Annotated in this window: 14 protein-coding genes; 4 read left to right on the forward strand and 10 right to left on the reverse strand. The window is 44.1% G+C overall.

From position 1 onward, the window contains the following. Positions 1–4 precede the first annotated feature (4 nt). From KIT51_09135 to KIT51_09165, 7 genes are all read right to left on the reverse strand, one after another. Entirely contained in the window at positions 5–1,447 is a 1,443-nt protein-coding gene (locus KIT51_09135) for a metallophosphoesterase (GenBank protein ID UYN88387.1), read from the reverse strand. Continuing rightward, positions 1,432–2,457 (reverse strand): hypothetical protein, encoded by a 1,026-nt coding sequence (locus KIT51_09140; GenBank protein UYN88388.1) that lies wholly within the window; start codon positions 2,455–2,457, stop codon positions 1,432–1,434. Before KIT51_09140 ends, KIT51_09135 begins: the two co-directional genes overlap by 16 nt. A gap of 2 nt (positions 2,458–2,459) precedes the next feature. Further along, entirely contained in the window at positions 2,460–3,038 is a 579-nt protein-coding gene (locus KIT51_09145; GenBank protein ID UYN88389.1) for a DUF4956 domain-containing protein, read from the reverse strand. Positions 3,039–3,147: 109 nt separating this feature from the next. Continuing rightward, positions 3,148–4,008: a transketolase gene (locus KIT51_09150; protein ID UYN88390.1), complete on the reverse strand. Its 861-nt coding sequence runs from the start codon at positions 4,006–4,008 to the stop codon at positions 3,148–3,150. 138 nt (positions 4,009–4,146) lie between these two features. Continuing rightward, a complete protein-coding gene (gene bcp / locus KIT51_09155) occupies positions 4,147–4,698 on the reverse strand; it encodes a thioredoxin-dependent thiol peroxidase (protein ID UYN88391.1) in 552 nt (183 codons plus the stop codon). Between the two features lie 2 nt (positions 4,699–4,700). Further along, positions 4,701–6,656 (reverse strand): M23 family metallopeptidase, encoded by a 1,956-nt coding sequence (locus KIT51_09160; protein UYN88392.1) that lies wholly within the window; start codon positions 6,654–6,656, stop codon positions 4,701–4,703. Continuing rightward, positions 6,643–7,257 carry a fumarylacetoacetate hydrolase family protein gene (locus KIT51_09165; GenBank protein UYN88393.1) on the reverse strand — a complete coding sequence of 205 codons (615 nt, stop codon included), beginning with the start codon at positions 7,255–7,257 and terminating at the stop codon, positions 6,643–6,645. The genes KIT51_09160 and KIT51_09165 overlap by 14 nt, the downstream gene beginning before the upstream one ends. A 74-nt stretch (positions 7,258–7,331) precedes the next feature. Here KIT51_09165 and KIT51_09170 point away from each other — a divergent pair, with 74 nt between their 5' ends. Further along, complete coding sequence (locus KIT51_09170) at positions 7,332–8,126, forward strand: M48 family metallopeptidase (GenBank protein UYN88394.1); 795 nt, start codon at positions 7,332–7,334, stop codon at positions 8,124–8,126. Positions 8,127–8,188: 62 nt separating this feature from the next. Then, on the forward strand, positions 8,189–8,920 hold the full coding sequence (locus KIT51_09175) for a hypothetical protein (GenBank protein ID UYN88395.1): 732 nt from the start codon (positions 8,189–8,191) through the stop codon (positions 8,918–8,920). Between the two features lie 29 nt (positions 8,921–8,949). Here KIT51_09175 and KIT51_09180 read toward each other — a convergent pair whose 3' ends face one another. Beyond that, positions 8,950–11,202, reverse strand: a complete 2,253-nt coding sequence (locus KIT51_09180) for an inorganic phosphate transporter (protein ID UYN88396.1) — start codon at positions 11,200–11,202, stop codon at positions 8,950–8,952. 278 nt (positions 11,203–11,480) lie between these two features. On the opposite strand from KIT51_09180, the gene nhaD reads away from it, so the two are divergent. Further along, a complete protein-coding gene (nhaD, locus tag KIT51_09185; protein UYN88397.1) occupies positions 11,481–12,851 on the forward strand; it encodes a sodium:proton antiporter NhaD in 1,371 nt (456 codons plus the stop codon). A gap of 29 nt (positions 12,852–12,880) precedes the next feature. Further along, on the forward strand, positions 12,881–13,840 hold the full coding sequence (locus KIT51_09190) for a calcium/sodium antiporter (protein ID UYN88398.1): 960 nt from the start codon (positions 12,881–12,883) through the stop codon (positions 13,838–13,840). Positions 13,841–13,959: 119 nt separating this feature from the next. Here the strand turns inward: KIT51_09190 and KIT51_09195 are convergent, their stop codons facing one another. Next, complete coding sequence (locus KIT51_09195; GenBank protein ID UYN88399.1) at positions 13,960–15,549, reverse strand: sodium-dependent transporter; 1,590 nt, start codon at positions 15,547–15,549, stop codon at positions 13,960–13,962. A gap of 216 nt (positions 15,550–15,765) precedes the next feature. Further along, complete coding sequence (locus KIT51_09200; GenBank protein ID UYN88400.1) at positions 15,766–16,077, reverse strand: hypothetical protein; 312 nt, start codon at positions 16,075–16,077, stop codon at positions 15,766–15,768. Between the last annotated feature and the right edge of the window lie 54 nt (positions 16,078–16,131).

Consider the following 16,131-nt stretch of genomic DNA (forward strand, 5'->3'; position numbering starts at 1 on the left):
AGATTTATTTGGTGATGGTTATTTCATCAAGGGTTTTTCCGCTTACATCAAGTTGTTTCAGGTTGAGTTTTTTTCCATCCGTTTCAATCATCGTAAAGGAATGTTTATCGGATATGAGTTTAACCGTATAAGGCACCCAATTTTCCGGAGATCCTTTTTTCCATAACTCCGGTTTATCACTGATGTCCTTATCGTATAAGCCTGCACCGCCTGCCCCTGTAACAATGTAAATGATTCCGTTTGCTCGTGTATTGTTAATTCCATCAAATGTATTATCCAAGGAAAATTTTCCATCTACACTTCCGGCATCGGTAACGACATAGCGATTATTGGTCTCATCCACCTTGGGTGAAAATTTTAAGGGCACAGTTCGTTGATAGTTGTGAACATGGCCGGTAAGCACCAGGTCAACACCAAGTTCTTCACAAATGGGTGCAATCAAACGCATCACCTGGTAATCATAATGCGTTGGGCTACCATTAAATGCAGGGTGGTGGTAGGCAATAATTTTCCAGTCGGCTTTGCTGTTTTTGATATCATTTCTAAACCATTCCATTACTTCAGGGTCGAGCGGATTGACATAGGTATTGGCATCCAGGCAGGTAATATGAACGTTTCCGTGATCAAAAGAATAATTGGAAATAACCGGGTAACGCGGACTGGTATTCTTTTTAAAAGCCTTTATCAACTCCGTGTTTCCTTCCGGTTGTATAACGTTGGCAGGCACGGGCGCATTTCTGGGCAAATCATTGTAATAAAAGAAGGCCAGGCCATCGGGATGTTTGTTAAAATCAGCGCTATAGATATCATGATTGCCCAGTATGGTATAGAAAGGGATGGAGTTCATTAAGGGGGCTCCTTTGTCAGGTGAGGCTTCGGGTGAAGTATAAAAAGGAAAATACCGATGCCTGTACTCCAGCTCACGACCGTAGGAGTACACCTGATCTCCCGTAATCAATACGAACTGTGGTTTATGCTGATAAACCTGGTAGGCTATCTGTGCCTGCTGCGGTGAGCCCGTTCCACAATCGCCAAAAACAGCAAACCGTGTTTGTGTTTTTTTGGTGCGCGCGTCAAATTGTCCTTTATAAATGGATTTGTTGTTGAGGATAACTTCGTAGGAATAAGTCTCATCAAATTTCAATCCGGCAAGTTCGGCCCTGTATAGAAAAGATGTTTTGTTAAGCAGTTGAAGTCTATCGGCTGTTACTTTTACTTTCAGGGGCTTGGCAGAAGCGGTGGACAACGATTGGCACAGCACGGTAAAACTTCCCGGCACACTATCGGTTTGCCAGATCAGCACTTTTTGTTCCTTTGTTAAATTAGGTGAATTGCCAGGTTGAAGATAGGGGGGTACCAAAAAGGTTTGGGCACTGATTGTTGCGCTGCAGCAGACCAGCCACAAGGCAATCATACTTCTATGTGCTTTTGCTATTTTGTCCTGCATTTCTGTGTAATTTCTTCTTTAAAAATTTTATCACTCTTCAGCACAGCAAAGAACTCATCCAGGTATTTGCTTAAACCGGTTATTTCTTTTGCGTTCAGTTGTTTTTCAAATCCACTGACTACGGTTTTTATGGAAGGTTCCAGTTGCAGGTATTCTCTTCGCGCGTATTCAAAAAGTTCAGGGTTTCTGCAAAAGCCACGATAAACCCGTTCACGTACAGTTGATGTGCCCACAAGTTCACTCACCTGGCCGTATGGGGCATTCACCACCCCCGACATATCGAAGTCATAAGGAAGTGGTATGTATCCACCGGATTTCAGTTGCATAACTTTAACATTGTGTTGCTGTACGGCAGACCAATCGGAATTGGAAATCATGTATTGAAAGAAATCCTGTTTTACCGAGGCAGTATCCGATAGCTGCAACGGATGGATTTTGAGTTCATCCATTATTTTGGCTTTGTGACGTTTTGCTACAAGGTCGTCATCTTCAATAAAGAAAGCGTTGAGGTTATAAGTTTTGGCTTGTTTCCCCTTCCCATCCACTAAGGTTAAGTCCACCAGGCGGGTGTTGAAATGATAGGGGGATATAACCTCATAAAGTTTGTAGCACATAAATTCTTTAATGATCAGGTCGCTGTAGGATTTCGGGCTTTGGCAGGGCACTACCAGTTTAAGGTTTTTATTTCCTGCAAAAGGAGTTTTATCGCTATCGCCCTTTTTCATTTTAACGCGTAAGGGAGGGAAGGTGCAGTTTGCCCGCCTGAAATTTCCACGTGCCCGCAACCCGATTTCTACCGAATCCCATTGGCCTGTGTTGCTTTTATAGTTCATGTAAGTGGCTGTGTATATTGAATCGCCTTTAATCTTTTTTATTTCTTTGATGGAAAAATTAAGGCGCACTGTAAGGGCTTCCTGATCTTGAAACAGGGATGTCAGGCTTTCTTTTTGCGCAAGCGAAGAGAGGCTCATCACGAAAAAGAAAAACAGGAGCAAAATACGATGTTGCATAACTAAAAATAATACATTTTAATTTCTACACGGTTCCGGCCAAAATCAATGCGCTCGATGGAAATTTTTTGAATGTCCAACCCGGTGCGTTTACGTAATTCCAGTATAAGCTTGGGGTGATGTTCCGATTGAATGTATTCCAGCCCTTCATACTCCACTGTTTTTGTTTTTTGATTCCGCATCAACACGTTTCCATCAACAGCAAAAACGGCTGTAAGGATTAGCCCATTCACCATCATAATTTCAGGGTACGATCCACGCATAATCGAATTGATCAGTCCCAGGGCCATAATTATGAACAGATAAGTCATGTCTTTGGCCGATAAGGTTTCCGTTCGAAAGCGCAATAATGAAAAAGCTGCCAATAAACCAAAGGCGCTACCAAGCGAGTTGAAAGCTTTTGCTTTTTCCAGCATAAACGTAAGCAGGAATACAATAAAATTGAGAAGAAAGAAGGTAAAGAATAAGTTCCGCTTGAGGTATGTGCGGTAGTAAATGAACCGTATAAGTACAACCATGGAAATGATGTTGATAAGTAACCGAACAAGGAAGTATTCGGAGAATAGTTGAAGGTTATCCATAGTTAAATATACGGATATGTTCTGAAGACAGAAAAGCAGAGAGAGCCCAGTTTAATGGGTTTTGTAAAGATTAAAAACTATGCGTGAGTGGGTAGGACCATCTACTCACTTATCGTGGGATCAAATAATCCCCAACCGTTTCTTCCAACTGCGCCAATGCCTTTTTCAATTCCTCATCATTGGGTGCAACACCATGCCACTTGTGCGAATTCATCATAAAGTCAACACCATAACCCATTTCAGTATGCATGAGGTTGAGTATGGGCTTGCCTTTCCCGGTAAGACTTTTCGCTTTCTCTAATCCAGCAATAGTTTCTTCTAAATTATTACCGTTAAATTCCAGCACCTCCCAACCAAAAGCTTCCCACTTGGCTTTCAGGTTTTTCAGGTCCAGGATTTCTTTTACGGGGCCGTCAATCTGTTGGCCGTTGTAGTCGATGGTGGCAATCAGGTTATCCACTTTATGATGGGCGGCATACATGGCAGCTTCCCACACCTGGCCTTCCTGTTGTTCGCCATCACCCATCAATACATAAACCAAATGGTTGTCATGGTTAAGTTTTTTTGTTTGGGCAGCACCAATGGCAACCGATAAACCCTGGCCTAATGATCCGGAGGCAACACGAATGCCCGGCAGACCTTCATGGGTGGCCGGGTGACCCTGAAGGCGCGTATTTAAAAGGCGGAAAGTGGAAAGTTCTTTCGTATCGAAGTAGCCTGCCCGTGCCAGGGTTGCGTACCAAACCGGTGAAATATGACCATTGGACAAGAAGAAGATATCTTCACCTGTTCCGTCCATATGGAAATCCTTATTACGTTTTAGTACATGAAAGTAGAGTGCTACAAAGAATTCAGTACAGCCTAACGAACCACCCGGGTGCCCCGATTGGCAGGCGTGAACCATGCGCACAATGTCTCTGCGTATTTGAGAAGTTAATTTTTGAAGGTGCTTGATGTCGGGTTGGGGCATGCGTTGACGGGGTTAAAAACGGTGTGAATATAGTGTGCCCCGTCACTTCATCCAAAATCTTTTAAACTTTGATGGTCTCGCCTCAAAATTCAAAAATCGTCATTCAACATTCAGTATTCAGACTTCAGAATGTTGATCCTACTTTTTCCTTTTAACCGTCTTCTTTGCTGTTGATTTTTTTGCCACGGCTTTCTTCTTGGGTGCCGTTTTTTTAGCTGGCTTGGTGGGAGGGGTACCTATACCTTTTAGTATTTGGTCGGTATGGTTCTTTGTGTCAACCTTTTCTATGATTTCATCAATAACCCCTTTTTCATCGATAATGAAAGTAACCCTTGCGGTACCCATATATTTTCTTCCATACATCGATTTTTCTACCCATGTTCCGTATTTGGTGTGCAGGGTTTTATCGACATCGGCCAGCAGGCGAAAGGGGAGTTTTTCTTTGGCGATAAATTTCTGGTGCGATTTCTCATTATCGGTGCTCACGCCCAAAACTTCGTAACCTTGTTTTTGCAAGGCTTTGTAGTTGTCGCGCAGGTTGCAGGCTTCAGCGGTACATCCCGGGGTTTGATCTTTCGGGTAGAAATAGAGTACTACTTTTTTGCCTTTGAAATCAGAAAGCTTTACGGATTTTCCATCCTGATCATTGACATTGAAATCAGAAGCTTTGGAGCCTGCAGAGAGTGCCATGGTTAAGGTATTTTTTGGGTGTATGTCTTTTTGTTTCCTGCTTGATCGGTAACTGTCAATTCAAAGTCGCCTTTTAATAATTCCTTGGAATTCAAACGCTCCGAAACAATAATACCGGTTTTAGCATCATAATTCAGTAACAACCATTTTCCATTAATGTTTGCTTCGTACGATGCAATACCGGAAAGGTTATCGCTGATGCGGAACCTTACAGCTTGACTATTTACATAAATACGGTTTATTGATGGCGGTACGGTGTCGGTTAAAATGGTGAAATCCCCTGTCTCGCGTGGGTAGAAAGTAAGCTTGCCCTGCGACCATTCGCCCCCTTCGTAGGAGTAGGATTTACCCCGCACCCGGTAAACCCCAGTTGCTTTTTGGTTAGGATATGTTTTAGCAGGTTTTAAGGTAACCGAAATACCACGGCTAAAAGCAGCCAATGGGCCAAGCGAATAAATTTCCATACTGTCGTTCCGTATTTCATGGCGGGCAATAAAATACAGTGTATCGTAAAGTGCCCGATCAGGAAAGCGGATATCCATTCGGTCGCTGTAGTATTTGTACTCCGTTCCGGAAGGCACCATGGCCTTAAAACCGGGTACGATAGACTTGTCGCATAGAATAATTGAATCCGGAAGGGCTTTTCTTAAGTCAATTAAATAAACATCGCGTGTGCTGTTGTAATAGGCCGGTTCAAGCCCAACGGCTGTTCCTTTTAAATAAAGCGAAGCCGGCTGGTTTTCCGGATCGCAGGATTTTGAAGCGATGACCATGGTGTTGTCTTCAATTTCCCAGGTTAGGTCTGACTTGGCCGATTCAAGTGTAATGATCTCCTTTACAGGTTCACTTGGCTTAAGCCTGAAACGCACGGTGCTGGTGTTGCCGTGAAAATCTTTCATTACAATTTTTATGTGCGATTGTTTTGTCGGGTTAACCTTCAGTTTTCCATTGCCCGGTGAGGCTGAATAAAAGCGAAGGTTGTTGCCATCTTCCTGGTAAAGCCGGTAAAACCGTGTGCCTTCGTTCGTTAATTTTTTAAAATCCATTACGGTGTAAATGGTTCTTCCCTGGGTAAGGTTTAGCTGCTCTATATTTTGCCTGAAGATGAGTACGCTATCAACATACACTTCAATAGTATTTACCCCGCATTTAAACCGGGCATTATCGACTACATCGTGTGCCAACAGTTCAAAACCGATAGTACCTGAAGCTAAAATAGGTTGCGACAATAAATAATCAGACCCTGAGCGTTGCAGATAAAATTCAAACCTGCCGAACCGGTCGTTGATGCGCGAGTTAATGTCCAGTGTTTTAAAAGCAATTTTTGTGGCAACGGGTGGTGTGTTGTCACGTACTTCGTTAAAGCCATACTTGAGCGGATTGAGCGCCAGGTTGTTTGGATCGCGCACATCGAAATGTAAATGCGGCCCTCCAGATGAACCGGAGTTTCCTGCAAAGGCAATGGTGTCGCCTTTTTTTACCGGAAACTGCCCTTCGCGAAAATATAAATCGATGGAAGAGGATTTGCGCCTGTAGCGCTCTTTTAAAATATAATCGCCTACGGCATCGCTGAACCGATCAAGGTGGCCATACACGGTAGTGTTCCCATCCGGATGCTTCACATACAGTACATTTCCGAAGCCTGTTGGGCTTACCCCACCTCGCGATATGTATCCGTTTTGTACGGCTATAACCGGCCAGCCTATTTCATTATTGGTGCGAATGTCAAGCCCGGTGTGAAAATGTGTGCTGCGCAGTTCGCCCATCGTTCCTGATAATGAGGCCGGATTGCCCGGTCGTATCGGGAAAACGTATTGACCACCCTTTACTACTTCAATATCGGGTTCGCTGAACTGCGCGAAGCCTGTGGTTGACCGTAGCAGCAAACCAACGATACAAAAAACAGCAGAAACGGTGCGCCAATTACCTATGACTGGTGTTTCCTTACTTAACTTCAAATTCAAGTAATTTTTCATTTTCGATAAAGGCCGTTAACACATTGCCAACCGACACGGGGCCTACTCCTTTAGGGGTTCCGCTAAAAATTAAATCTCCGGTTCGCAGTGTAAAAAATTTAGATAAGTATGCTACAATATAATCGAAACTAAAAAGCATTAAGCTGGTGTTTCCCTGTTGCCTCACAACGCCATCAACCTGTAAACTGAAATTAATATCCTGAAGGTTCCTGAATTCGCTTACGGGAATAAATTTATCCGATATTGGGGCAGAGCCATTGAAGCCTTTGGCGATGTCCCACGGTAAACCTTTTTCTTTTGCTTTTTGCTGCAGGTCGCGCGCGGTAAAGTCTATGCCAATACCGATGGAATCGTAATACTTGCCGGCAAATTTTTCCTGTATGTTCTTGCCTTCTTTACAGATGCGCAGCACCAGTTCAACTTCGTGATGGATATCGTTTGAAAAATCGGGGTAATAAAAAGGTGCATTGTTGCGCAGTATGGCCGTATCGGGTTTGGTAAAAATCACGGGTTCGTCAGGGCGCTCGTTGTTTAGTTCCTGAATATGCTCTACATAATTGCGTCCGATGGCGAAAATTCTCATAACACTTTATTTAGGATACAAAGCTATTAACAATCTGATTGTGAATGTGTATTTTTGATTCAAATTTACAACGTATGATCAGAAATGTAATTGTTCTTTTGATAGGCGGCCTTATCGTTTATGCGTGCGCTACTGTTCCGGTCACAGGCCGCAGTCAATTAAGTCTTATCTCTAATGCGGAAATTATTCCGATGGCCAATCAACAGTATCGTGAAGTGATCACGCAGGGTCCATTATCCAGAAATGCTGAGCAAACAGCCATGATTAGGCGTGTGGGCGTAAATATCCAGAAAGCTGTAGAACAATACATGGCCGAAAAGAATCTTTCTTCCCAACTAAACGGATTTGCCTGGGAGTTCAATTTAATTGAAGACCCAACCGTGAACGCCTGGTGCATGCCCGGTGGCAAGGTTGCTTTTTATACAGGCATATTGCCCATTTGCAAAGATGAAGTTGGCGTGGCGGTGGTTATGGGTCATGAAGTTGCCCATGCTATTGCCAATCATGGTCGTGAACGGATGAGTCAGCAAATGGTAGCGCAGGTAGGTGTTCAATCACTTGGTGCCTTAATGGGACAGAACCCAACGCTGGGCAATGAACTTTTCATGCAGGCTGTAGGTGCAGGAACGAGTATTGGCATGCTCAAGTTTAGCCGCCAGCATGAATCTGAAGCCGATAAGATGGGATTGATCTTTATGGCGATGGCGGGTTATGATCCTAACGAGGCACCAAAATTCTGGGAACGTATGAGTGCACTCAGTGGTGGGCAGGCTCCTCCGGAGTTTTTGTCGACACACCCCTCACATGAAACGCGTGTGCGTGATTTGAACAGCTGGATACCCGAAGCCATGCAGTATTATAAGAAATGACGAATGCAGAATTACGAATATCAAATGTTGAATTTTGAATGTTGAACTTAAGCACTGTTATTATGAACCCTGCCATGAAGTTTTTGATGATATTCAATTTAACGGCAGGTGTGGTTTACGGACAAAGTTTTGACGGGGCATGGAAGCTCATTTCACAAAATGGTAAACCCGTTGCCGATGAATGCATTAAAATTTACAGTGAAAAGTATTTCATGTTTGCCCTATACGACAAAGAAGGAAAATTTATAAAAGCTGGTGGTGGAAATTATAGTACAGACAAGAAAAATTATACAGAAGTGCTGGACTTCTATACCACCGACAGCACTAAAGTTCGGCAACCGGTTACCTATTCTTATTCTTTGAAGAAGGGTGAACTTACCATTGAAGCGCCAATGCACGGCATGGTATTGAAGGAAACCTGGAGAAAAGTGGATGTTGTAGCCTTGCCATTAAGTGGTGCATGGCGCTTTGGTGCACGTGTTGACGACAACGGTGTAGCGGGTGAGCGCAGGGGAGGTATATCGCCCCGACAAACCATAAAAATACTTTCCGGCAACCATTTTCAATGGGCGGCTTTCAATTATGAAACCAAACAATTTATGGGCACCGGTGGTGGAACCTATAAACTTGAAGATGGTAAGTATACCGAAACCATCAGCTTCTTTTCCCGCGACAATTCCCGTGCAGGAATGTCGTTAACGTTTGATTGCCGCTTAGAGGGTACTGATTGGTACCATAAGGGCAAAGGCACTACGGGTAATCCGGTTAGTGAAGTGTGGGAGAGGATTAAGTGAATGAGCGTATTTGCACCTGATTTGCTTCGTTAAGGTGTATTCTCATCCTTCTTGTTGTAATCGCGATAGAGCGTATATAGCTGCTGAAGCGTAGTCGCGATGTCTTTAGACTCCAATATTATACGAACCTGTAAAAGTCCAATCCTGTTTCCGATACTATCCTTTTGCAGGGCAATGATTTGTTCATCGATGGTTTGATTGATTGAGTTGATTAATTTTTGATGTAACGATGATAGTGCTTCAGCGTGAGTAAATCTTGATGAACCAATGTCTTCACACACCAGCGCGGTATACTCAGTCAGTCCCTTTTCAATTTCCTGAAGCTGCTGCAGGAAATTTTTTGATGGCGTGGTGTGGTAGTTCTTCAGGTGTTCTGTGCAGCTTTCGCTGATCAGCAACGTACTTTGATACAGATCCTGCATATGATCAAACATGAGGATATACAAACGGCTAGCGGGTAAATTATGCCTGGGCATTTTCCTTACATACTTAATTATTTTATGCTGGATGATGTTGGCTTCTGCTCTGAGTTCCTGCATGCGAAGCATCGTCTTCACTGCAGTTTTTCTTTTTTCTTTCGCCAGTGAATCAACGCTGGTGGTGTATACCTTCATTAATACTTTAAGGTTTCTGATCGTCACCTCATTACTTTCGTCAACAGCCTGTTTCAGGTCTTTGAGCTGGCTTGAAAAAATCTTCTTATTGGCCAATTCTTTTTTACCTTTTCGCGCAAACACTACATGACTTCTAATCAAAACAAAAGCACTCAAAGCTGTTACTACTAGTATGCCTATTGGGCCAGTCTTGAAGAGAATAAGGGCAACAAGTCCGCTGGCTGTAAAGGCAATCAGGGCTGTTATCAGCCATCCGGCAATTACATTCATTACTCCGGCAACCCTGTACACGGCACTCTCGCGACCCCACGCTTTATCAGCAAAGGAACTGCCCATAGCTACCATAAACGTGACGAATGTTGTTGAGAGCGGCAACTTTTGGGATGTGCCGTACGCAATGAGCACACTGGATACCAGCAGGTTTACAGATCCGCGCACCAGATCAAAAGACGGTTGATCCTTTTCGTTTATGGGTGTTACTTCTTGCGCTGCAAATCTTTTCTCCAATGATTTTGACCATGACCTTGGTAACACTAGGTCACATGCTCTGCCGGTAAGCAAGCCTGCTCCAACCAATATGCGTGACAGTGCGTTAGGTCGGAACTTCTCTTCACCTTCATCTTGACGGCCGAGAGATATTTCCGTCTCAGTAACTTTTCGACTTTTGGCATTGGTCCAAAGCGTAATAACCATTACAATGCCAGCAGCCAATAAGATCCATGCCGGTGTCACTACTTCTTTTGCCAAGCCAACCATATGAAACTGATCAGCCGGAATGCCGGATGCCGACCAGTTATTAAAAGCCGTCATACCTGCAACGGCAACACCAATAAAATTTACCAGGTCATTACCGGCAAAGGCCATAGCGAGCGCGAAGGTTCCCAGCAGCACAACTACTTTCAGGGGGTTGATGCGCGTGTACCACATGATGAACTGGATCAGCATACTGAAAAATGCAAAACTGCTGAGCAGGAGGGAGAAGGTATGTTTTGTGATCCATTCCACCTGTACATCCGTAATCAATGCGCTTCCCTTTGCTCCCTTGATCAGCAGGAAGTAGAGTATGGTAGTGATCGATAGTCCGCAAAATATTGCGCCATATTTTTTGACTGACTTTTTCAACGAGAAGGTAAAGGCTAATCGTGCGATGTGCTGAATAAAGGAGCCTAGAATAAATGCAAGGAATATAGAAAGGAAAATGCCGCTGATAATGGTTATCGCGCTGGAGAAATTCAGGATGTTACTAAGAGGTATGTCCTGCCATGCTAAACCCTGCATTAATGAATGTAGTACCCCGATGGCAAAAGCTGCACCAAGAATTTCAAATACCAACGAAACAGTTGTTGACGTAGGTAACCCGATGTTGTTATAGAAATCCAACAGGATAATATCCGTTAGCATAACGGCCAGAAAAAGGTACATCACCTGGTCGAATGTGAAAAAGGAAGGGTTAAAAAGTCCATTTTTCGCGACTTCCATCATGCCACTAGAAAATGCGGATCCGATAAGAATACCGGCACTGGCTACCAGTAAAATGGTGCGCATGGGTGCCGCCTTAGATCCGATGGCGGAATTGAGAAAATTAACGGCATCGTTGCTAACCCCTACAATCAGATCAACAATTGCGGTAATGAAAAGCAGGATAATCAGAATCTGATAGAATTCCATACCGCATTCAGTGAATCAACAATAAGTTATTACAGGGCATATCCTGAGGAACTGAACAAATAACTTTGCCAAGTTCAGGGGAGATAAGAATATCTAAAATCAAGAAGACTGGCAGGGAGGTGTTATTTGGAAAAACAAAAGTAGAGCAAATTCGAATTGAAAACATAGGGTTACACAAGGAAAATTATTTGCTTATCTGAGAAGGAAAAATAAAAATGCATGAAATCGACCAACCTGTTGATTAATTCCATGATCTTTGTGGAAGTTCATTTTTGCCTATGCTTACCCTTATTATTGTAGTCTTTGTTCTAGGCTATCTGGGTATTGCATTTGAACATTCCTTAAAAATCAACAAAACTGCCATTGCCATTGTAACCGGTGTTCTTTGCTGGACATTGTTTATGATCAGTTCTCCGGAAGAGGGGTTATTGCAAAGTCAAGCTTATCAAAAGTTTCTTACAATTTCCGGTGTGGAACACGCCCCCTCAAATGATGCCTCACCCGAAGAACTCCACCGTGAATTTGTAACCTTCTCCCTCTCCGAACATCTGGCCGAAATCTCCCAGATACTGTTCTTCCTGTTAGGCGCCATGACCATTGTTGAATTGGTGGATGCCCATCATGGGTTCAGGTTGATTACCGACAGGATCAAAACACGAAATCCTAAAACCCTGCTTTGGTTGGTGTGTTGGTTAGCGTTCTTTCTTTCTTCTATTCTTGATAATCTCACAACCACCATCGTGATGGTCTCACTGTTGCGGAAATTGATCCCTGACAAGGAGACAAAACTTTTTTTTGCCAGTATGGTGGTTATTGCAGCTAATGCAGGTGGTGCGTGGACTCCCATAGGGGATGTAACTACTACCATGTTGTGGATTGGAGGACAGATTACTGCTTTGAATATTATGAAAATGCTCTTTGTGCCGAGTGTAATCTGCTTGATGGCTCCATTGCTATTTCTAGGTTTTACGATGAAGCGTTCATTCAATGCCTTAGCGGAAACCCAACATGCTGTTGATGGATCACCCACATCACATGGAAAAGTAATGCTCTTTGCAGGCGTGGGTGCTTTGATTTCTGTTCCTGTTTTCAAAACCTTAACACACATGCCTCCCTATGCTGGCATTTTGCTTGGATTAGGTATACTCTGGATCGTGTCGGAATTACTTAATCCTGAGAAAGACGAGGCTAATCGTAAACACTATACGGTGGCCGGTGCCCTTCAACGAATAGATGTTCCCAGTGTGTTGTTTTTTCTTGGAATTTTACTTGCCGTAGGTGCACTGGAAACGATGCAGGTATTACAACACTTTGCTCAAACACTTGAGCAAACGTTTGGTGACCAGCGGATCATCGTTACATTAATCGGTTTACTATCGGCCATTGTTGATAATGTGCCACTGGTGGCGGCAACCATGGGCATGTACGATCTTTCTGTCTATCCCCCGGACCATATGGTTTGGGAGTATCTTGCTTATTGTGCCGGAACAGGTGGAAGTCTTTTGATTATCGGCTCAGCTGCGGGTGTGGCTGTAATGGGAATGGAAAAGGTAGATTTCATCTGGTACATTAAAAAGATCAGCTTACTGGCCCTCATAGGATATGCTGCCGGTGCTGCTGCCTATATCCTAATGGAAAGCTATCTATGATTCATTTAATATTTTAACCCTACGGAACGATGATGAACTTAGTTTTGCTGTTGGCCGGATTTGTAATCCTGATTAAGGGAGCAGACTTCCTGGTAGCCGGAGCATCATCAATAGCAAAGAAGTATGGAATATCAAACCTGGCCATCGGATTAACCGTGGTGGCCTTTGGCACTTCCATGCCGGAATTGATTGTGAGCCTTCTGGCGGCTATAAACGGACAAAATGATGCCTCCTTCGGTAATGTGATTGGCAGCAATAACTTCAATCTCCTTTTTATTCTTGGTCTTGCAGGTACCATTTATCCACTGGTGGTGCAAAAGAGTACCGTAAAGTTTGAGATACCCATATCGTTGCTGGCGGCAGGTGTGTTATTTTTTCTGGTGAATGACGAACTCACCCGGAATGAAACTAGTAATTCGCTTGGTCGTATTGACAGTGTGGTGTTGCTGCTGTTCTTTGTAGCCTTCATGGGCTACGTTTACAAAACCATGAAAAATTCAACGGGTGAGGACACTGAGACCAATGCGAAGACTTATGGAATGCTGGCGGCAACAGGCATGGTAATACTAGGGCTGGGTATGTTGATCGGTGGGGGCAAGCTTGTTGTAGACAGTGCTATCGACATTGCACATTACTTTGGGTTGAGTGAGAAGTTAGTCGGCCTAACGATTCTGGCTGCCGGAACATCTTTACCTGAATTGGCCACATCGGCAGTAGCCGCTTTTAAGCGTAACACCGACATCGCCATCGGAAACGTAATCGGATCCAACATCTTCAATGTATTTTTCATTTTGGGTACAACCGGATTGATCTCTCCAATACCCTTTAATACAGCATTGAACTTTGATATCTATGTGCTGCTGGGTTCTACCATCGTGTTGATGATTTTCATGTTTACATTAAACCGTTCCAAACTCGACCGGTGGGAGGCTGTTATTCTATTGCTAGCTTACATCACCTATACCACATACCTGATTAGTGTTGATTAAATTATTTTCCTTTGTTACCGTTAGGAAAATCAATCTTGGGCTACTGAATAACCTCATTAAAAAACAGAACAGCGCCCCCTTTCGGATGACGCTGTCTGCGGTTTACAGGTAGTTTCTTTTTAGCCGAAGTTGAATACGCCCATCATATTCAGCAATACAGCGAGGATAAGTAGCGGACACACGAAGCGGATGAAAAATATGTAGGCTTGTTGTGCCCAAATGGTTTTTCTGAAAGTTTCCGAACCTTCTCCGAGTTCGTTTACCAGATCTTTTACATTCATTTTCCAACCTGCATACACGCAGGTCGTAAATGCCACGACTATAATGAAGAATGTGCCGAAGTAATAATCGAGGATAGACAGGAAACCGCGGTTCTGGTTGCCGATCTTATCAGCAAATGCAGTAGCGGAGGTTTCCGAACGAAAGACAAAGGCTACATGTTCATCGCGGGGTTCTGTACCCGTGAATTCGGTGTTAGTCTCTTCCTTCAGTTCAGTTTCCCATCGATTAACATTCTCTTGTTTTACAGTTCCTGTCAGTACAACATGGTAGTTACCGTTTATCGGTTTAACGGTTGTCGATACTGCATTTACATCCAATCCCCGCAGGGTCATGTTAGAGAAGTACTCCGAACCCCCGGATGATAGGGCTGCGGGAACGCCCACGAAGAAGGCCAGGATGCCGATGAAGATGGAGGCTTTTTTGCGTTTCCATTTTTTCTCATCGATAAAGTAGGAGGCTGGCACTTCAAGCATGGAGATGGTGGAGGTAATGGCAGCTACCATGAGGATCAGGAAAAACACTGCCCCCACAATAGCGCCACCGGGAATTGCGCGGAACACTTCGGGCAAAACCTGGAACACAAGTGTGGGGCCGGCTTCGGGAGATTTTCCAAACGCAAACACGGCCGGGAAGATCATCAATCCGGCAAGCAATGCCACGGTGGTGTCCATAAGCCCAACCCACACGGCACTACTAACAATGTTGGTTTGTTTGGAGAGGTACGAACCGTAGGTTACCATAATTCCCCAGCCTATACTCAGCGAGAAGAACGCCTGACCTAAGGCTGCAAGAATAGTGTTGGCGGTGATTTTGGAGAAGTCGGGGGTAAGATAGAATACAACACCTTGCCATGCGCCATCGAGCGTTACGCTGCGTAACGCTACAACGAGAATGAGAACAAGCAAGGCCGGCATGAGAACTTTAGTAGCTTTTTCAATTCCTCCGGAAATTCCCCCCAACACAATGGAGATGGTAATGGCAATCACCACGCCCAACAGCGGTATGGTGTAGAGCGGATTGGCTGCGAAAGAAGCAAAGGAAGAGGTTGAACCGGTAAGCGATTTAAACACATAACCGATGGTCCACCCGGCAATTACGCTGTAGTAAGAAAGTACAAAAAAACTGACCAACAGCGCGAGTATGGCACCGAAGCCAAGCCACACCGGGCCAGCGCCTGTGTCGCGAAAGGCACCGATGGTGCTTTTTCGGGTGAGCCGCCCCAGCCCTATTTCCGTGAACAACAAGGGTACGCCTATTAGCAGAACAATGCCCAGGTAAACGAATACAAAGGCGCCACCGCCATGTTCGCCAGTAAGGTAGGGAAAGCGCCAGATGTTGCCGAGGCCAATGGCCGAACCTGCGGCCGACATTATAAAACCAAAACGAGAGCCCCACTGGCCCCGGTTTTCAGTGGATGGTATAGACATATTTACAACTTGGTGTCAGGAATATTGAATAACTACTATTAAAAATTAGCTACCGCGATCATGAGTCCGATAAAGGAGGCTAGCATAATGAGCGGGAACCAATAGCGTGCAAAGAATTCGATTACATTTTTCATACGTAAATGATGATTTCAGAAGGTGAAATAAAAGTGAATGGCCCTACCCGTTTAGTTGGGGAGCAGTATACTTCTGAAAAGTTCAGGGTGCCTGAGCCGAGAGAGTATTAAAAATAGGATGACGGTAAATAAATCCGTGCAGCGATATGACGGATTGAACTGAAGAAATCAGTAATCGTGATAAGCGGAAATTTGTTGAAGCTTTTAATGCAGAGTCGGTGAATTTCTTCACCGCAGTATCTGTTGAAGCGGAGGCAGTGGTAAGGTTCTGGAAAACCACCTTGCCGGATGCAGCTTTGAAGCCCTGTTTGCCCTGACCAGTCTGTACAGGGGTAATGACAGACCATGCCAAGAGGCAGAGCGCGAGGAAAAGGGTGTTGAATTTTCTGATCATGAAAAAAGCAAGCGCACAAAGGTAAAGCAAATGTTAGCGAGAATTTTCAAGATA

Source organism: Cyclobacteriaceae bacterium (assembly GCA_025808415.1).
In the GTDB taxonomy this organism is placed as follows: Bacteria; Bacteroidota; Bacteroidia; order Cytophagales; family Cyclobacteriaceae; genus UBA2336.